The sequence below is a fragment of the Nesterenkonia natronophila genome (assembly GCF_003595215.1).
GTDB lineage: Bacteria > Actinomycetota > Actinomycetes > Actinomycetales > Micrococcaceae > Nesterenkonia > Nesterenkonia natronophila.
On sequence record NZ_QYZP01000001.1, the window covers coordinates 510,551 to 527,896 of the forward strand.

At 61.3% G+C, this 17,346-nt stretch carries 17 protein-coding genes; 9 read left to right on the forward strand and 8 right to left on the reverse strand.

Annotated features, from left to right (window positions below):
• The first annotated feature begins 91 nt into the window (after positions 1–91).
• Complete coding sequence (locus D3250_RS02405) at positions 92–1,210, forward strand: PKD domain-containing protein (protein WP_147383460.1); 1,119 nt, start codon at positions 92–94, stop codon at positions 1,208–1,210.
• A 30-nt stretch (positions 1,211–1,240) separates the two neighbouring features.
• On the opposite strand, the gene D3250_RS02410 is transcribed toward D3250_RS02405, so the two are convergent.
• From D3250_RS02410 to dcd, 6 genes are all read right to left on the reverse strand, one after another.
• A complete protein-coding gene (locus D3250_RS02410) occupies positions 1,241–1,603 on the reverse strand; it encodes a hypothetical protein (protein WP_119901744.1) in 363 nt (120 codons plus the stop codon).
• An 81-nt stretch (positions 1,604–1,684) separates the two neighbouring features.
• Positions 1,685–1,819 carry a hypothetical protein gene (locus D3250_RS12085; protein ID WP_264080514.1) on the reverse strand — a complete coding sequence of 45 codons (135 nt, stop codon included), beginning with the start codon at positions 1,817–1,819 and terminating at the stop codon, positions 1,685–1,687.
• A gap of 87 nt (positions 1,820–1,906) precedes the next feature.
• The gene (locus tag D3250_RS02415) at positions 1,907–3,103 is read right to left on the reverse strand and encodes a CynX/NimT family MFS transporter (RefSeq protein ID WP_119901745.1); all 1,197 of its coding nucleotides are present in this window, start codon (positions 3,101–3,103) and stop codon (positions 1,907–1,909) included.
• 47 nt (positions 3,104–3,150) lie between these two features.
• Positions 3,151–5,730 carry an HAD-IC family P-type ATPase gene (locus D3250_RS02420; RefSeq protein WP_119901746.1) on the reverse strand — a complete coding sequence of 860 codons (2,580 nt, stop codon included), beginning with the start codon at positions 5,728–5,730 and terminating at the stop codon, positions 3,151–3,153.
• Between the two features lie 11 nt (positions 5,731–5,741).
• Positions 5,742–6,791 (reverse strand): hypothetical protein, encoded by a 1,050-nt coding sequence (locus D3250_RS02425; RefSeq protein WP_147383461.1) that lies wholly within the window; start codon positions 6,789–6,791, stop codon positions 5,742–5,744.
• On the reverse strand, positions 6,788–7,369 hold the full coding sequence (dcd, locus tag D3250_RS02430) for a dCTP deaminase (protein WP_119901748.1): 582 nt from the start codon (positions 7,367–7,369) through the stop codon (positions 6,788–6,790). The genes D3250_RS02425 and dcd overlap by 4 nt, the downstream gene beginning before the upstream one ends.
• Before the next feature lie 110 nt (positions 7,370–7,479).
• Here dcd and D3250_RS02435 point away from each other — a divergent pair, with 110 nt between their 5' ends.
• Positions 7,480–8,439 carry an AEC family transporter gene (locus D3250_RS02435; protein WP_119901749.1) on the forward strand — a complete coding sequence of 320 codons (960 nt, stop codon included), beginning with the start codon at positions 7,480–7,482 and terminating at the stop codon, positions 8,437–8,439.
• Here D3250_RS02435 and D3250_RS02440 read toward each other — a convergent pair.
• A complete protein-coding gene (locus tag D3250_RS02440) occupies positions 8,436–9,881 on the reverse strand; it encodes an MFS transporter (protein ID WP_119901750.1) in 1,446 nt (481 codons plus the stop codon). The genes D3250_RS02435 and D3250_RS02440 overlap by 4 nt on opposite strands.
• Positions 9,882–9,948: 67 nt before the next feature.
• Here D3250_RS02440 and D3250_RS02445 point away from each other — a divergent pair, with 67 nt between their 5' ends.
• From D3250_RS02445 to D3250_RS11760, 7 genes are read left to right on the forward strand one after another with little or no spacing between them, the layout of a single operon-like run.
• The gene (locus D3250_RS02445) at positions 9,949–12,981 is read left to right on the forward strand and encodes a Na+/H+ antiporter subunit A (protein WP_119901751.1); all 3,033 of its coding nucleotides are present in this window, start codon (positions 9,949–9,951) and stop codon (positions 12,979–12,981) included.
• On the forward strand, positions 12,978–13,502 hold the full coding sequence (locus tag D3250_RS02450; protein ID WP_119901752.1) for a Na(+)/H(+) antiporter subunit C: 525 nt from the start codon (positions 12,978–12,980) through the stop codon (positions 13,500–13,502). The genes D3250_RS02445 and D3250_RS02450 overlap by 4 nt, the downstream gene beginning before the upstream one ends.
• Positions 13,502–15,256 (forward strand): Na+/H+ antiporter subunit D, encoded by a 1,755-nt coding sequence (locus D3250_RS02455; protein WP_119901753.1) that lies wholly within the window; start codon positions 13,502–13,504, stop codon positions 15,254–15,256. Before D3250_RS02450 ends, D3250_RS02455 begins: the two co-directional genes overlap by 1 nt.
• A complete protein-coding gene (locus D3250_RS02460; protein WP_119901754.1) occupies positions 15,256–15,885 on the forward strand; it encodes a Na+/H+ antiporter subunit E in 630 nt (209 codons plus the stop codon). The genes D3250_RS02455 and D3250_RS02460 overlap by 1 nt, the downstream gene beginning before the upstream one ends.
• The gene (locus D3250_RS02465) at positions 15,882–16,433 is read left to right on the forward strand and encodes an MrpF/PhaF family protein (protein WP_119901755.1); all 552 of its coding nucleotides are present in this window, start codon (positions 15,882–15,884) and stop codon (positions 16,431–16,433) included. The genes D3250_RS02460 and D3250_RS02465 overlap by 4 nt, the downstream gene beginning before the upstream one ends.
• A complete protein-coding gene (gene mnhG, locus D3250_RS02470; RefSeq protein WP_225973093.1) occupies positions 16,430–16,816 on the forward strand; it encodes a monovalent cation/H(+) antiporter subunit G in 387 nt (128 codons plus the stop codon). Before D3250_RS02465 ends, mnhG begins: the two co-directional genes overlap by 4 nt.
• A 9-nt stretch (positions 16,817–16,825) precedes the next feature.
• The gene (locus D3250_RS11760; RefSeq protein WP_158583047.1) at positions 16,826–16,996 is read left to right on the forward strand and encodes a hypothetical protein; all 171 of its coding nucleotides are present in this window, start codon (positions 16,826–16,828) and stop codon (positions 16,994–16,996) included.
• Between the two features lie 2 nt (positions 16,997–16,998).
• Here the strand turns inward: D3250_RS11760 and D3250_RS02475 are convergent, their stop codons facing one another.
• The gene (locus D3250_RS02475; protein ID WP_225973094.1) at positions 16,999–17,271 is read right to left on the reverse strand and encodes a DUF4235 domain-containing protein; all 273 of its coding nucleotides are present in this window, start codon (positions 17,269–17,271) and stop codon (positions 16,999–17,001) included.
• Positions 17,272–17,346 lie beyond the last annotated feature (75 nt).

The window sequence follows — 17,346 nt, forward strand, 5'->3', positions numbered from 1 at the left end:
CGTCAACTCGTGGCAGAGGTGTCGTATACGTTGAACGCAGCTGAATTTACATCAGTAGTGTTTAGGTTTAAATGAAGAAGGTTTAGTTATTATGGCTTTCATCACCAACTCTTTATTTATTACTATTCTTAGCGGGATTATTTTGGGTCAGCATGACGACTCCTCAGATGTTGAACCCAGGAGTGACTTAGGTATTAGTTTTGGAGAGCGCGGGATCGCGATGGAACTCGAGACTCGTCACCCGTCGAACGATTTGGAAGAACTGACACGAGTGCCTCGACCTGAAGCATCCCCTAACGAGTCTCGTTCGGGTGCGCCTAGCCGAGACCCTGGTGCCCGAATCAACCAGGAGAGCGGGTCCACCGGCGAGACCTCGCTCTATTGCATGGAAGACGACGGGGAATTGGACACTGACTGTCTCAATTTTGCCGCTGCGCTGACAAACCATGCCACAGGCGGTGAGTGCATTTTAGTTCGGGGGAATGGACAGTTTGGTGCGCCCAGGTGCGCAGAGGAGGCCCCGCCGCCGGCTGCGATAGATCAAGTACTTACAGAAGAAGTGCCCGAGGAGTCCGACTCAGATTGGGAGCTGATCCTCACGCAGATACCCGGCGAAGTGGAACGGGCCTTCTTAAGTCTGCCGATTGATGGTGGCACCGTTTCTTTCGACGAGGAGCTCCTTGGTTTTGGCTATATCAACCAGCACACCAACGTATTTGCCGAGGTCGAGCCCCAAACGTTTAGTGAATCGCTACTTGGGATCGACGTAGACATCCGCGCTATCCCAGTTAATTATCGATTCGACTTCGGCGATGGAACCAGCCGTTCATCTCTTGATCCTGGCGGTCCCACGACTCTATACCTCCCTGAGGAACGTGATATCCCCGCATTGGATGTGGAGACACCGACTTCTCACATTTACCTAGACACAGGGGTCTACCAAGTTGAGGTCACCACTACTTTCATTGGTGAATACCGGCTCCCTGGCGCGGACTGGAGTCCCATCAGCGGCGCTGTCGATATCCCAGCCACCCCGGGGGAAGCGGATATCTGGCGCCCCAGCCACAGACATGTCTCAGGTGCATGCAGGGAAGCGAGGCACTGGGGCTGCTCCGGACCTGTTGAAATCGGGCCAGGCGACCGGCCCCCAAAGGTTTTCGCCGAGGAATACGACAGCAATGGGCGGCACATCGGGTCCCAGCACCCGTAGGCGTGGACAGGGGCCCTGGTTCTTCCAAGACTAGTTGGCGCTACCCGAGTCCTTCTCGTCGGTGAGCTTCTGTGCTTTGTCCTCCACAGTGTCCTCTGCCTCGTCTACGACGTCGGCCATCATCCCCTGGGCCTCGTCAGCTTTGTCTGCGGCCCTTCGCAGAGCCTCTGACGCGGACTTGGCGGCTTTCTTGGCGCTTTCCGCAACCTCGTGCGTGACCCTCGTCGCCGTGTCAGATGCCATGGAGACGAAGTCCTGGACCTCCTCGCGCTCCCAGATCTCCTGCGCCGACTTCTTGGCGTGCTCAGCCCCTTCATCGACCCTGTTCTTGCCCGTTTTTGTGCCGATCAGGTAACCGATGGCTACACCGGCGCCCAGTGAAAGCAGTCCCATAATGTGCTCCTTATCCCTTACTCGCGAATGTCGTTCCGGATCTCCCAACTTAGCGGGACGGTCGTGCCTCTGTCACGGGGTTCATGCCCTTACTCTGCCCTGATACGGCCCTGATTTTTTCGCGGTTGACTCAAAGAAGGTGTTCTCTACGTCGCGCTGTTTGAGTGGCATCCCGGCGTGGCCCAGCAGCTCAGCGTCCACCGTGACGGAGTCCACGTGGGGCAAACCTGCGTATTTGACTGTGGTGCGACAGACCTTCCTGATGCCCTCCGGTCCTACCGTGTCAATCGGCTGAGTCTCCCGTCATTCCACCTGCACGTCCCGGCCGGCGAGGTGGCCCAAAACCCCTTGCGCAAGTGCCACCACCATGGCGCACCAAAGCACCGGCGTCCACGACTCTACTGACTGGTAGAGAGCTCCCGCAAAGACCGGTCCCGCAGCAGCCAACAGATAGCCGACGCCTTGTGCCATCCCTGAGAGTTTCCCCACCTGGCGCGGGCTGCCAGCCCGCAGTGAGATGAACGTCAGCGCTAGGAGCAGCGAACAGCCAGTCGAAGTGCCCGCGCACAGCGCCCAGAGCGGCATGAGCTCAGGTGCTGTGATGATGCCCAACAGAGCCACCAACATAAAAGCGATCACGACCGCAGAGATGCCTCGCTGATCCGGGGTGCGCTGCATGACCTGACCTACGATGAGACTTGCAACCACGCCCGCCGCTTGGAACAGCCCGAGCCAGAGTCCCGCCGAGGCTTCGTTGATTCCGTGTGAGGTTTGGATCGCCGGGAACCACGTGAGCAGGGTATAGAACAAAGTGGACTGAAGGCCGAAGTAGAGCGTCACCTGCCATGCCAGAGCCTGACGCCACAGCGTAGTCGGCAGTCCGCCGCCCGATAAGCGTGGGGCGGAGGTCTTGGGCGCGTCAGACGCCGGCTGCTTCCGCAACGACCAACCGGCAGCAGCCAGCAGGGCGAAGATAGCTGGAACGGCGAAAGCAAGCTCCCATCCCAAGGCGTCGGCCAACGGCACGGCCGCCCCCGAGAACAAAGCAGCCGTACCGACCAGCGCAGCAGTGTACACACCGGTCATCAGCGGAACCTGCTCGGGAAAGTCGCGTTTGACCACCGCAGGAACCAGGACATTACCCACACCAATCCCGGCGGAGAGGATCGCCGTCCCTGTGTACAGCGTGACGGCTTGCGGTATCGCCTCACCACCCGGCACTGAACGCAGCAGCGTGCCCCCAGCGAGGACCAATAGGGAGATCAGAATGGTCCGCTCCAGCCCGAACCGCCTACCCATAACGTGCACGAACGGCGCAACCAGTCCGAAGGCCACGATGGGGACCGCACCCAAGACACCCAGTGACAGCGGGCTCAACCCGGTATCGGAGCCGATACGCTCGATCAGCGGCCCCACCACAGTGATCGCTGGCCGCAGGTTCGCAGTGACTAACAACACGGTCGCCAATAGCACCAGGGTGCTAGAGGCGCGCGAGGACATGCGCTCCACTTTAGATCACCGCTCTCCTCACAAGGTCCGAGCGGAGCTCACCTTGCTGACGCTGGTGTGGCAGGCGAAGCATTGGTGGCACTGGACTTCTCCACCATGGCGGTATACCCGCGGTGCCCTAGTTCCACGAGGCCGCAGCCAAAGAGTGAGGCCACGAACGTGACAGCCAGCAACTCTGCTGTCGGCAGTGCGAAGAGATGATACTGCTGAGAAATGGGTGTCAGCAGCACCAGGCCCAGTACGAGGTACATCGCCCCGATGAGTGTCACCCGGGGACCAGTCATCGGTCGAAGAGCTGTAATGAGGACCCAGAGGCCGACCAGTGTCAAGCAGATGAAGCTGGCAGTCTGAATCTCCGCCGCAGTGTCGCCGAACCTCCGCCCGAAGGCCGAAACCACAATGAGGCTGGTGACGATCGCAACAGCGGGCGGGATGGCGAACAGGGCGGATCGTCTCAAGAACCCACGCCGGTAGCGCTGAGCGCTGGGCATCACCGCCAACACGAACGCGGGCATACCCAACATGATGAAGTCTGCGGTGGAGAACTGTCGGGGCAGGAACGGGAAGTGCCAGAAGGCAACAGCGAAGAAGAGGCCCAGCAGGATGGCATAAGCGGTCTTCGCCAAGAACAGATTGGCCAGCCTCTCTGTGTTGGCGATGACCTTACGGCCTTCCTCCAGCACCGAGGGAAGGCGGGAAAACTTCCCGTCCAACAGCACCATTCGGCTCACAGCTTTGGTCGCCGGAGCGCCGGATCCCATCGCAATCCCTAGGTCTGCCTTCTTCACCGCCAAAGCATCGTTGATTCCGTCACCAGTCATGGCCACCACGTGCCCATTGGCCTGCAGCGCTTCAACCATGGCGGCCTTCTGCTCTGGCGTGACGCGGCCGAAGACCTGGTGAGTCGCCATTGCGGAGCGCAACACCTCAGTATCGGAGGAGAGTGTGGAAGCGTCGATGCCGTCTCCGTCGAACTCCAGGCCCACTTCCCGGGCCACCGCTGCGACAGTCTTGGGATTGTCCCCAGAGATCACTTTGAGACCGACCTGCTGCTCGCGGAAGTACTCCAGGGTGGTGCCGGCGTCGCGGCGGACGTTCTCCTTGAAAGTCACCAGTGCCACCGGCTTCAACTCCGGTGGCAGCGCCTGGCCGCGGCGCAGCGGAATTGTGGTTGCCTCATCCAATGGACCCCTGACGGGAGCGTGCGCCAGCAGCAGGGTGCGCAAGCCCTGGGCGGCGATTCCATCGGTGTGGCGCAGCAACTGCTGGACATCAACATCTGAACTGACCTGTGCGTGCTTCAGAATCTCTGGTGCCCCCAGCACCCAGTGCCCGGCCAGACTGTCTGCGTGATGACCAAAAGTGACAGCAGACCAGCGGCGTACCGAAGAGAACTGTACTGAATACGCGGGACGATGAGCCGGACGAACGGTAAACGGAACAGTGAGTGCAGCGGCGGTCGGGTTCGCAGCCTCATCGTGCCCGAAATGGGCCAGCACCTGCTGCCAGGGCTCGATTGCGTGAGTCGAGTGCACTGGCTGGGGGTCGGTGTTGCGTATCCCTTCAAAGGGTAAACCTGCCGCGTCCAATGAGGTCGAGCCGTGAAAGACGATCGTCCCGTCCGTGAGCGTCCCGGTCTTGTCCAGGCACACAACGTCTACGCGCGCCAGGATCTCCACCGCTGGCTGCTCCTGGATGAGCACCTGATGACGAGCCAATTTCACCGCCGCGACGGCGAAGGCGATAGTGGTCATCAGCGCCAACCCCTGCGGGACCATGGCGGTCACTGACGCGACTGCGGTGACCAGCGCTTCCCGCCACTCCCCAGTGGCCCAGGCTGCCCTCCATCCGCCGTTGGCGAGCATCTGACCGTTGAAGACCAACGCGGTGACGGGGATGAGAATGATGGACAGCCAGAAGGCGATGCGCTCCAGGGCGCGGCGGATCTCAGAATTGATCTTGAGGTACTTCTTAGCTGCCGTGGTGAGTTTGACCGCGTGCGCCCTTTCGCCGACCGCTGTGACGACCACCCTGCCGGAGCCAGCGATCACTGCGGTCCCGGACAGGGCGGGATCACCCCTGCGCTTGGCCACAGGGACGGCCTCACCGGTCAGCATCGACTCATCCAAGTCCATGTCATTGCTTGAGAGGACCACGCCGTCCGCCGGAACTTGGTCACCCCGGCGCAGCTCCACCACATCGTCCAGCACGACCTGCTCACGGTGGATCTGAATGATCATGCCGTCCCGCAGGACCCGGATGCGGTCTTGATGCAGCAGAGCAATGCCATCGAGCTTCCGTTTAGCGCTGTACTCCTGGACAAGCCCGATCACCACGTTTCCCACCGCCGCAATTGCGAACAGCAAGTCCAACCAACGTCCAAGAAGGACAATGATCAGCGCACAGACTCCAATAATGAGATTGAACAGGGTCATCAGGTGGGTGCGAAGAATCTCAGCGATCGATCGCGAAGTCGTACGCGGCTGCACATTGGCCAACCTGAGCTGAAGCCGCTCCGAGACTTGGACGGAGTTCAGGCCCTTGGCTTCGAGGATCGCCGGGTCCGGCGCCGACCGCAGTTCCGCGGGATCGCGGTCTTCGGTCTTTGCTCTAGCCACGGGGCATAAGTCTAAGGCGTTGTTCCGTCGATCGACACCACCAGGTCGTCACCACTGGCACCGACCTGGAAGTCCAGTTCAAACGGAACCTCTGCCGTCTCGCTCACCTGTTCACCGGTGTGGTGGTGGATCGCATCAAAACTGACCTCCGCCACCAAGTCACCATGAGTGACTTCCCAGCTCTCGGCGTCGAAAGTCAAGGTGAACGCCTCAGCCTCAGGAAAGGTCCAGCTGATCGTATCGGGGTCGACCCGATTCGATGTGGTTGTGCCTACCGGGCAGCCAGCCGGCATCAGCACCTGCTGATCGCAGTTCTCGAAGTACGAGCTGAGCTCATCCTGGAAGACGCGGGCAGCTTCCTCGGACGCCTCAAGTTCGAGGGTCACGCGCTCGGCGGACGACTCTTCGTCTTCGTCCGCGGAGGCGACCACATGGGTGGCTGAACCGCTCAGCCACTGAGAATCGATGCTGATCTCTGCCACGGTCGGCACATATGCGGACAACCGGGCCGTCTCTTCATCCAAGTTAACCGGCTCGCCGTTGACCTGAACCTGGCCAATCCCGCCTTGTGGAGCACCTGGGACATCCACTTCGAACCAGGTGATGGCAGAGGACGCTATCTCCCATGTGTCGAAGAATCCCCAGGTGGATCCGGTCCGTGCCAGTGGAAGCTCGGTGCTGTAACTCTGGTCAGCAGCTGTGAAGTCGAGCTCGGCGCCGCCATCTGTCTCTGTGATGTCAGCGGAGTCGATCAGCTCGGCGGAGTGCATGAGCGGTGGGCCGGAGAGTAGTACATTGTCGACTTCTCCGTCTTGGGTGAATTCCGGGACGGAGTGGAAAAGCCCCAGAGCTTCGGAGCCATCTCCAGAACTGAGCGACTCCCAATATGTCTCAGCTGTCGCCTCCGGTGCGTAGAGCTGCTCATTGACCTGCCACACCGCGACCACTGCGGTGACTGCCGCTACCACGAGCGCCACGGCCCAACCGATCACTGGGGCATACCTGACGTCAGTGGTGTCTGCGCGGTGGGATCCACCACTTTGTCGCGAGGACTCGCTCATGTGCTGATGATCGTGCGGTGGAAATTCTCGTGGCTGCGCGATGCGGTGGGTCCGCGCTGCCCTTGGTAGCGCGACTGGTGCGCCGCCGAACCGTAGCCGGTCGAAGCGGGGGAGGAGAGCCGGAAAAAGCACAGCTGTCCAATCTTGGACCCCGGCCACAGTTTGATGGGCAGGGTCGCCATATTGGACAGCTCCAGAGTGACCTGCCCGGTGAAGCCTGGGTCGATGAAACCGGCAGTGGAATGAGTCAGAAGCCCCAAACGCCCCAGGGACGACTTGCCTTCCAGGCGCGCAGCGACGTCGTCCGGAAGGCTCACCACCTCGTAGGTGGCCCCAAGAACGAACTCCCCAGGGTGGAGCACGAAAGGCTCGTCGGGATCAGCCTCCACCAGTCTGGTGAGGTCGTTCTGCTCCACAGACGGGTCTATATGCGCGTACTTGTGGTTGTCGAACAGTCGGAACATGCGCTCCAGCCGCACGTCTACGCTGGAAGGCTGAATCATCTCCTCCTGAAGCGGATCCAGCTGAATGCGACCGGCGTCAATCTCGGCGCGAATATCATTATCGGAAAGCAGCACGGACCCAAATTACCAGCAGTGGCGGAGTCTGGGGCAGGCGTATGGTGGTGCAGGGCCACGTGTGCGGGGCCCTCGACCCTGTTTGATGCCCTGACCGGAGGAGAGTGTGCATGGCGGCAGTGCTGTCCGGATTCGCAGTGGTCTGGCTGATCATTGCGGTGGGGTATCTGCTGGGCCGGATCCAGGTCCTCGGACCCGAGGCGAGGGTCGTGCTTTCCCGCGTGGCGTTCTTCGTGGCCTCGCCCTGTCTGCTCTTCGTCACGATCTCCGAATCGCCCATTCGGGAGGTGCTCGGCCCTCAGTTCGCCGTGGCCGCTGTCAGCGCTTTCGCGATGCTGGGGCTGTTCTTAGTGTTCGGCAAGTTCGTTCTGCGCGGACGTTCGGGGGCTGACCTGGTCATCGGTGGGATGAGCGCCTCTCTGGTCAACTCCGCCAACCTGGGTTTTCCTATTGCAGCCTACGTCCTAGGTGACATTAGTCTCGCTGCGCCGGTCGTGATGTTCCAGCTTGCACTCTATACACCCCTGTATGTGGGCCTCCTCGATCAGCTGACGGCGGGCCGGGGAGACAGAGCACGTGTGCGACCACGTCCCCGCACTGAGGCTCTGCGTCGATTTGTTCAGACTTTGGGCAATCCGATGATCGTTGGCTCTGCCTTGGGGCTGCTCTTCTCGTGGCAGAACTGGAGGCTGCCGGGGCAGATCCACGAATCGGTGGAGCTGTTGGCCGGAGCATCGATCCCCCTGATGCTGTTGGCTTTCGGGTTGTCGCTGGTCGGTTCCCACCCGCTCGACAAAGCATCAGGACGTCGCCGTGATGTGCTGCTCGCAGCCGGAATCAAACTGTTGCTGCACCCGCTGCTGGCCTACGTGATCGCGGCATTCGTCTTCGGCATGGATGGGTTGATGCTCTTGGCGGCCGTGGTCATGGCTTCATTGCCGACCGCGCAGAACGTTCTGGTGGCTGCGGTGCGCTACGGCACCGGGGAGACAATTGCCCGGGACACGGTGCTGGTCACCACTATCTTGGGCATTCCCTCCATGGCCATAGTTGCGCTGCTGTTCACTTAGTGTGCTTTGGAGTGTTCGTGCATCTTAGCCGGCCCGGCGGGATCGCGGACTTTCACCAGCAGCAGCACCAGGCCAAGAGTCAGCACGATGGCGATACCAGGTATTGCCATCACCTGCCCGCCGAAGACAAATATGAGCAGCCCGATCAGTGCGGGTGTCACGAATGAGAAGCCACGGCCGGCCGTGGCGTAGAGGCCGAACAGTTCGCCAGCCCGGGACGGTGGGGCCAGGCGGCCCAGGAAAGCTCGCGAAGAGGCTTGCGCCGGTCCCACAAACAGACACAGCAGCAGGCCGAAGAACCAGAACGCTCCCACCGGGGACAGCGACACCGGACCAAGCTCCCGCGGCTCCACTAGAATCCAAAGGAACAGCGCGATCCCCAGCAGGCTCACCAGACTGAAGGCGATGACCCGCCGAGGCCCGAGGCGGTCATCGAACCAGCCTCCGATGAACGCACCAATTGCAGCCACCACGTTGCCGGCCACTCCAAAGAGCAACACACTGCCGGCGATCTCGGTGAAGGGAATGTCAGCGTCTTCGATCCGGTACACGTGCACACCCAGCACCGCACCCCAGACGAACACTGCTGAAAGTCCATCGCGGTAGATCGCAGAAGCAAGGAGGAACCACAGGGTGTTTCTGTCCTCTCGCCAAAGTCCGGCGATCACCCGAAAAAGCCTGCGGTAGGACTCAGCGACAGAGACGCTGTCCTCCACCTCAAGACTATCCGCGGTCTTCAGGCGAGTCAGCAGCAGCGGCAGAGCGAACAGCAGATGCCAACCGGCGGCCACCAGCGCGACGGCCCGGATGTTGACGGCGTCGTCGCTGCCGATTCCCAGCCAGTCTCCTTCGATCATCGCGACATACACCAGTAGCAGCAGCACGATGCCGCCCAAATACCCTGCACCCCAACCGATCCCCGAGACTCTGCCCATCCGCTGGTGGTCGGAGATGTCGGTGATCATTGCGTTGTAATTAAGATTGGCGAACTCATCGAAGATCCCCATCAGCGCCATCAGGGTGACCCCCAGAAGCAGGTAGCCCTCTTCAGGTCGGACGAAGAAGCACAGAGCGACCATGGTGATCACCATGACGGTGTTCAACGTCAGCCCCAGTCGTCGGCGCCCCGCCTTATCAGTGCGTTGCCCGATCACCGGAGCGGTGAGCGCCACGACGGCGCCGGCTATTGCAGTTGCTACGGCCAAGTACTGCGCGCCGCGGTCTCCGGGGCTGTCGCCTTCAGGGAGAACGGCAGGGTCAAATACCGGTGAGGTGAGATAGGTGCCGAACACAAAGGTCGTCATCACCGCCGAGACCGTGGCGTTGCCCCAGGACCACAGGCTCCATCTTGCAATGATTGATTTGTTCAGCGGCGGCAGCTCGGAAGCCGAGGCGTCCTCACCACGTGGTGTGTGATCAGCAGGCTCTGTGACGCGGCTCATGGGCGAATGCTACTCCCTGCCTGTTAAGATGAGGGGATTCGATACGGATGAAGGGTAGGGTCGGCCTGTGATCATCGTGCTCGCTGTGCTGTTCGCAGTGAGCATCCTGACCCCCGTCCTTTACACCTGGTGGGGACGCCGCACATTCTATGTGCTGGCCGGCGTCCTGGGAGCTGCGTTCCTTTGGACGTTCCGCTACCTGCCTGAAGTGATACCGGCGGAACAGAGCGCCCGAATCGGATCCCCCAACGCACCACCGGCCGAGGTCATCTCATGGATTCCGCAGCTCGGCGTGGAACTGGCCTTCCGCATGGACGCATTGGCCCTGGTGATGTCAATGCTGATCACAGGTGTCGGAGCGGCCGTCATGCTCTACTGCGCCCGGTACTTCCCCCCTGCCGAACGAGGCGCTGGCCCGTTCGCTGCTCAGCTTTTCGCTTTTGCGGCATCCATGCTGGGCCTGGTTCTCTCCGATGACTTGGTGATGCTGTTCATCTTCTGGGAGCTCACCACTGTCCTGTCGTTCCTGCTCATCGGCTACTCCGCCCACCGAATCTTCGCCCGGCGGTCTGCCATCCAAGCCTTGGTGGTAACGACCTTCGGCGGGCTCATCATGCTGGTGGGGCTGCTCTGGATTGGCGAACTCGCCGGGTCATACAGACTCTCCGACATCCTGGCCTCATCCAGTGAACTTAACGGCACCGCAGTAGACGCCGCGATGGTGCTGATCCTCATCGGAGCTGTCTCCAAGTCCGCCCTGGTGCCGTTCCACTTCTGGCTCCCGGCTGCAATGGCCGCACCGACCCCGGTGTCGGCCTACCTACATGCGGCCGCCATGGTGAAGGCCGGGATCTACCTGGTAGCTCGCTTCGCCCCAGGATTCCACGACACCGCCTTCTGGCTCCCGCTTGTGCTCGGACTGGGACTGCTCACGATGCTCATCGGCGCCTACCGGGCGTTGCGGCAGACTGACATCAAACTTGTCCTCGCCTACGGCACAGTCTCCCAACTGGGTTTCCTCATCATGGTCAACGGCCTCGGAACTGAGGATGCGGCGCTGGCCGGAATAGCCATGCTGCTGGCTCACGGGCTGTTCAAGGCTGCGCTCTTCATGGTGGTCGGAATCATTGACCATAAGACAGGAACACGCGATCTCCGAGTCCTTTCAGGCATCGGCGCAGCCCAACGGCCCCTGTTGATCGTCTCGATCATCGCAGTGGCCTCGATGGCGGGCCTGCCTCCGCTGTTCGGATTTGTCGCCAAAGAGGTGGTCTTCGAGTCTTTCTACGGGTATGCCGAGATCCACGGGTTATGGGGTTGGTTGGTTCTCGGTGGCGTCGTGCTCGCCTCCGCGCTGACGGTGGCGTATTCGGCGAGGTTCCTGTGGGGCGCCTTCGCCACTAAACGTCACCCTGCGGAACACCCGGCTGCTGGTGCAGCTCTGCCGCCCACCAAATTCCACGGCAGGCCCGATGCAGTGTTCATTGCGGCCCCGGCGGTGCTGGCTGCTGCCACGGTCGTCTTCGCTATGACTACGCAACCCCTCCAGTATGTGATCGAGCCTTTCGCAAGTATGTTTGAACCGGCTGACCCAGAGGTCGAGCCCACGTACCTGGCACTGTGGCACGGTCTGACCCCGGTGCTTGCGCTATCTGCGCTGACTTGGGCGATAGGGCTGGGGCTGTTCTGGCTGCGCGGCCGCGACGGCAGGTCGCTGCGCGCAATTCCGGCCGCTTTGGATGCTGAGCGGAACTACCGTGCCAGCATCCGCAGCCTTGACGACTTCGCCGCCTGGGTTACGTCCAAGACTCAGCGTGGTTCGTTGGGCTGGTACCTGTTCATCATCATGGCTGTGGCCACCGGTGTTCCCGCAGGGGTGGTCGCTTTCACCGGCCATACAGTCCCCGGTCACATCATCTTGGCTGAGGGTCCGATGCAGTTGGTGCTGGGGGTACTGATCATCGCCGGTGGTCTGGGTGCTGTCTGGGCGCCCAAACGATTCATGGCGGTGCTCATGGTCAGTTTGTGCGGTTGGGGTATCGCCGGACAGTTCGCGCTGCAGGGGGCCCCAGATTTGGCGCTGACTCTGCTGCTGGTGGAGTCCATCATTCTGGTGGTCTTTGTGCTGGCGCTGCGCACCCTTCCTGCCGGGATCTGGACGCAGAATCCCACCCGCTTCAGGCTTGGCCGGGCGCTGCTCGGTGCCGGATTCGGTCTGGTCATCATGATCGCGGCGGCAATCGCCATGGACCGTCGCGTGGCGGAACCGGTCAGCGTGGAGTACCCATGGATGAGCTACGACGTCGGCCACGGGACAAATATCGTCAACGTCACCCTGGTCGATATCCGGGTCTGGGACACCTTCGGCGAAATCACCGTGTTGGCCGCTGCGGCTACTGGAGTGGCCAGCCTGATCTTCGTCAAACGCCGTGATGTGCAGCGCCGGCAGCTTCACGAGGTGCCGACAGGGTCAGTGGGACGGGTGCTTTCTGACAAGGCGCTTTCCCCCAGGCAGGCCAAAGAGATTCAGGTGGCCCGCAGCTTCGCCACTGTGGCACGTGAAGCATGGCTGGTGGCTGGCCGGACCCTGGCACCGGAGCACCGGTCGATCATCTTCGAAGTCGTCACCCGGCTGATGTTCCACGCGATCATCCTGCTGTCGGTCTACCTGCTGTTGGCCGGTCACAACACCCCTGGTGGAGGATTCGCCGGTGGCCTCTTGGCTGGTCTTGCGTTCGTGCTCCGGTACCTGGCGGGGGGCCGCTACGAGCTGGAAGCGGCTATCCCTTTCTCAGCCGGAGCACTGATGGGGTGGGGACTGGCAGTGGCGTGCTTCACTGGCTTGACCCCCCTGATCTTTGGAGGGCAGGCGTTCCAAAGCTTCGTGGTCGATCTCCAGCTGCCCATTCTGGGTGAGCACCACCTGGTCTCATCGGTGCTGTTCGACGTCGGCGTCTACTTGGTAGTCATCGGACTTATTGTTGATGTTCTGCGCAGTCTTGGTTCCGAGATCGACGTCCGCAGCGAGCAGGAGCACCGGCAAGACTCCACATTGGGTCACAGCATTCACTCCCAGACGTCCTTGGGGGTGGCAAGATGACTGTCAACCTCACCCTGCTGGTAGTCATGGGCGCGATGCTGGCAATCGGCATCTACCTGATACTTGAACGCTCGCTGACTCGGGTCCTGCTGGGCATTATTCTGATTTCAAATGGAGTCAACCTACTCATCCTGCAGACTTCCGGCCGCGCTGGGGAGTCCCCCATAGTGCGGGATGGGTTGGACTCCGGTGACTATCTGGACCCGCTGCCTCAAGCTCTCCTGCTGACCGCTATCGTGATCGCGTTCGCGATGGTTGCCCTGCTGCTGGCTCTGATCTACCGCTCCTGGGTCCTCGCACGCCAAGACGAGGTCACCGACGATGAGGAGGACCGTCGAGTAGCCACAACGATCGGCGCCCGCGACCCAGAGGAAGACGACGATGTCAGTACCGAGACTTCCGAGTTCATCGACGCGGTGGACCCGGCTACCGGCACCACTCGCACGGTGAGCCCTGCGGAGCGCAATAGCGAGAGCGACGCTCCGACCATCGAAGATCTCCATCAGGCAGGTGAGAGCTGATGCAGTTCGACGTGGTGGACTTCGTGCCACTGACGGTGCTCATACCGTTCTTCGGCGCCGCATTCGCGTTCGCTTTCTACCGCAACCAGGGGACCCAGAAAGCCATCACCATCGGGGCTCTCATCATCACCGTGATCCTGGAGATCGTGCTGTTATCGGAGGTGTGGCACGGAGGAACACATGCCGTACAGCTCGCCGGTTGGCCGGCACCGTTCGGGATATCTATGGTGATTGATCGGTTTGCCGCTCTTATGCTGGTGGTCTCGTCGATCATCACCCTGGCGGTCTTGCTCTACGCGGTCGGTCAGGGCGCGGCCGAGGAGAGAAACGATTCGGGTCCCGTCTCCATCTTCTACCCGACCTATCTCATTCTGGTGGCTGGGGTCTCCAACGCGTTCCTTGCCGGGGACCTGTTTAACCTCTACGTCGGTTTCGAGATCTTCCTGACCGCGTCCTACGTGCTGCTGACTCTCGGCGGTGGTGAGGCGCGCATCCGCGCCGGTGTGACCTACGTGGTGGTCTCGATCCTGTCCTCCATGCTTTTCCTGATCACCATCGGCCTGATGTACGCAGCCACCGGTACGGTGAACCTGGCTGACCTGGCAGTGAAACTCGCGGAGCTGGACTCCGGGACGCAGCTGATGCTGCATGTGATGCTGCTCGTGGCATTCGGCATTAAGGCCGCGGTGTTCCCCCTAGCGTTCTGGCTCCCTGATTCCTACCCCACCGCGCCAGCACCGGTGACCGCAGTGTTCGCCGGACTGCTGACCAAGGTGGGGATCTATGCCATGATCCGCACCGAAACCCTGTTGTTTCCGGGGGAGCGGATCAACACTGTACTGATGATCGTTGCTGCCCTGACGATGATTGTCGGCATCCTCGGCGCGCTGGCGCAGGCCGATATCAAGCGGATGCTCTCGTTCACCCTGATCAGTCATATCGGGTACCTGGTCTTCGGCCTTGCGCTGAGCAGTGTCATCGGGATGGCTGGAACTATCTACTATGTGGCCCACCACATCACCATTCAGACCACCCTGTTTCTGGTCACCGGGCTCATCGAACGGCGCGCAGGCACCGCCAATGTGGACCGACTGGGCGGGTTGGCGCGTATCTCTCCGGTGCTCGCCGTGCTGTTCTTCTTGCCAGCTATGAACCTTGCAGGAATACCCCCTTTCTCCGGTTTCGTGGGGAAACTTGGCATTATGCAGGGCGGTATCGCGGAGAACACCTGGATCACATGGACTCTGGTCTCCGCCTCGGTGCTCACCACGCTGCTGACGCTGTTGGCCGTCTCCCGCATCTGGGCCCGGGGGTTCTGGCGCAAGGCTGAGGATGTGGAGAATCCCGAACGTATCCTGCTGCAGAAATCGCAGGTGCATGCTCGGGCGGCGAACAAGCGTCTGCTGCCCAGCGCCATGGTGGCACCCACAGCTCTGCTGGTCGCTCTGTCATTGGCCTTCACCGTCTTCGCCGGCCCACTGATGAACTTCTCCCGTGCGGCCGCGCAGGACATGTACGAACGCACTCCCTATCTGGAAGCCGTCCTGGGGGAGGATCGTGTGGAAGGTGTGCGGGAGGAATTGGTGGAGTTCACCACCGGCTATGTGGTCGACTTAGACACCGACGACGATGGGGCCGCCGAATTTGCCCCGGTGCGGACCTCACTGCAACCTGATGTGGAATCTGACGAGCGGGGATCCACCAGCGTCGACGTGGAAGAGCAGGACGACGAAGCTGAAGGAGGGGGTCGCTGATGCGCCGACCCAAGACCCCCCTGATGCTGGAGCTTCCGCTGATACTTTTCCTCGGCGTCTTCTGGATGGCGGTCTGGCAGAGCTTCGAGCTGGGAACCTTCATCATTGGTTTGGTCTACGCCACGATAATTGTTCGGGTTTTCTATCTGCCGCCGCTGCGCGGTACAGGCCGGTTGAACCCGTTCTGGGGTCTGGTCTTCCTGATGCGTTTCCTAGCCAAAATGGTGTTAGCCAGCTTTCAGGTCTCTTGGTTGGCCGTCGTGAAGGGACCGCGGATCAGAAACTCCATTATCGCCATCCAGCTGCGCAGCCACGATGATCTCCTGATCACCCTCACCGGGCACTCCCTGGCTCTGGTGCCGGGCTCTCTGGTGCTCGACGTCGACCGCACAACAGCGACGCTGTATCTGCACGCGCTCAACGTGAGGGATGACCACGCCGCAGAAAAAATCCGGCAGGACGCCTTGCGGACCGAGGCACTGCTGATTCGCACACTGGGCAATCGCTCCGATCTTGCGGTGGTGAAGGCTGAGGCCCGCCTGGGCCGCGTCGCTGGGCTCTCCAAGACCCAGCGAGATACCCCGGTCGCTGCCCCGTCGGCGGAGCCGCGGGAGGAGGAGACATCGTGAGTCTGCTCGACTACGCCTACTGGATCACACAGTTCCTGCTGGCTCTGGGGGTGCTCTGCGCGGTGTACCGCGTATACAAGGGCCCCTCTGTGTTGGATCGGGTGATCAGTGTCGACGTCATTCTGATCATCGTCGGCTCAGTGATGCTGGTTGAGATGGCGTACAGCGGGTCTACCGACTACATACTCTTCGTGGTGGTGACAGCGGTCATTGGGTTCCTGGGTGCCGTGGCCATCGCCCGTTACGTTGCGGTCCGGGAACCTGATTCAGAGGGCCGGGTTCGCCGGGCAGAGGCAGAGGCGAGGGCGATCACAGGGGAGCCAGCTTCTGAACCCGAGACCCCAAGATCTCCATGGGGGACCGGGGCGCAACCCCATGGAGGCACGCTCATTGAGGACGAATCAACCTCCTGGTTCACAGCCTTGGCGCGATCGGGTTTTGTGCCTTCGCGGAGTAAAGATCGTTCCGCCACGACAGATTCGGAGACGACTGAAGAACGTCGCGATCAAGGGTCTGACAACAGCTCTGAACCAGGAGGAGCCAAGTGACGCTCGACACCGTGCTAGACGGAACTGCGGCGCTGTTTCTGGTGGTTGGTGGGCTGATGTCTCTGGCTGCCGGCATCGGACTCGTCCGCTTCCCGGACCTCCATTCCCGGATGCACGCGGCCACTAAACCGCAGGTCCTGGGGCTGCTGATGCTCGTCCTGGCGGCGGCGATCATGTGGCGCTCCTGGTCATGGGTGGCCATAGCGCTGCTGGCCTGGGGGCTCATGATCCTGACCGCGCCTGTAAGCGCCCACGTCGTAGGGCGGGCCGGGTACCGGACCAAGCATATGCGCGCAGACTTGCTCGCCGATGATGAGCTGGCCACTGCAGTTGACCGCGTCTCCCGGCACGGCGGGGTACGCAGGGAAGTCAAAGACGACTAGGGTGGAGACATGATTCTGAAACTCGCCTTCGGAGGCATCGCAATTCTTGCGACCGTGGCTGGCATCGTCGCGATCACGGGTGAGCCCGTCGTTGCTGCGGCCTTCGCTTTCGGCAGTGCGGTGCTTTCCGGCATCAGCCTGGCCTACCTCCTTGGCCGTGACGGAAAGAAGTCGCCCTAGCTTCAGACCTCGGACTTTGCGCCGTAGGACTTGCTGAGTTTGCGGACACTTGCGCGAGCCCCTCGCTGTGAAAGCACCTGCACCGCCGCGCTGACTGCGGCGGAGGTCACGCCAAAGACCAGGGCGCGTTTGATATCAACTGCATCGACCTCGTCATTCTTCGGTGGCTTTTCGCCGGTGATCTGCTCCCAGGCGAAGTCGAAAGCCTTAGAGGCCGCAAAACCGGCCCCCAGTGAAATCGCGACAGTGAGACCCTTCTCCATCAGTTTGTCCATGGTGCAGCTCCTATAGGTGAGGTCAAGAACGGGAAAGCTGAACCCACACTATCGGAGTCGACGGAGCAGGGGCCA

Bases quoted from the DNA above. Each gene is read 5' to 3' on its own strand.
- D3250_RS02450 (WP_119901752.1), top strand. From the start codon at position 12,978: ATGACTGTCAACCTCACCCTGCTGGTAGTCATGGGCGCGATGCTGGCA.
- D3250_RS02405 (WP_147383460.1), top strand. From the start codon at position 92: ATGGCTTTCATCACCAACTCTTTATTTATTACTATTCTTAGCGGGATT.
- D3250_RS11760 (WP_158583047.1), top strand. From the start codon at position 16,826: ATGATTCTGAAACTCGCCTTCGGAGGCATCGCAATTCTTGCGACCGTG.
- D3250_RS02455 (WP_119901753.1), top strand. From the start codon at position 13,502: ATGCAGTTCGACGTGGTGGACTTCGTGCCACTGACGGTGCTCATACCG.
- D3250_RS02475 (WP_225973094.1), bottom strand. From the start codon at position 17,271: ATGGACAAACTGATGGAGAAGGGTCTCACTGTCGCGATTTCACTGGGG.
- D3250_RS02440 (WP_119901750.1), bottom strand. From the start codon at position 9,881: ATGAGCCGCGTCACAGAGCCTGCTGATCACACACCACGTGGTGAGGAC.
- D3250_RS02425 (WP_147383461.1), bottom strand. From the start codon at position 6,791: ATGAGCGAGTCCTCGCGACAAAGTGGTGGATCCCACCGCGCAGACACC.
- D3250_RS02435 (WP_119901749.1), top strand. From the start codon at position 7,480: ATGGCGGCAGTGCTGTCCGGATTCGCAGTGGTCTGGCTGATCATTGCG.
- D3250_RS02415 (WP_119901745.1), bottom strand. From the start codon at position 3,103: ATGTCCTCGCGCGCCTCTAGCACCCTGGTGCTATTGGCGACCGTGTTG.
- D3250_RS02410 (WP_119901744.1), bottom strand. From the start codon at position 1,603: ATGGGACTGCTTTCACTGGGCGCCGGTGTAGCCATCGGTTACCTGATC.
- D3250_RS02460 (WP_119901754.1), top strand. From the start codon at position 15,256: ATGCGCCGACCCAAGACCCCCCTGATGCTGGAGCTTCCGCTGATACTT.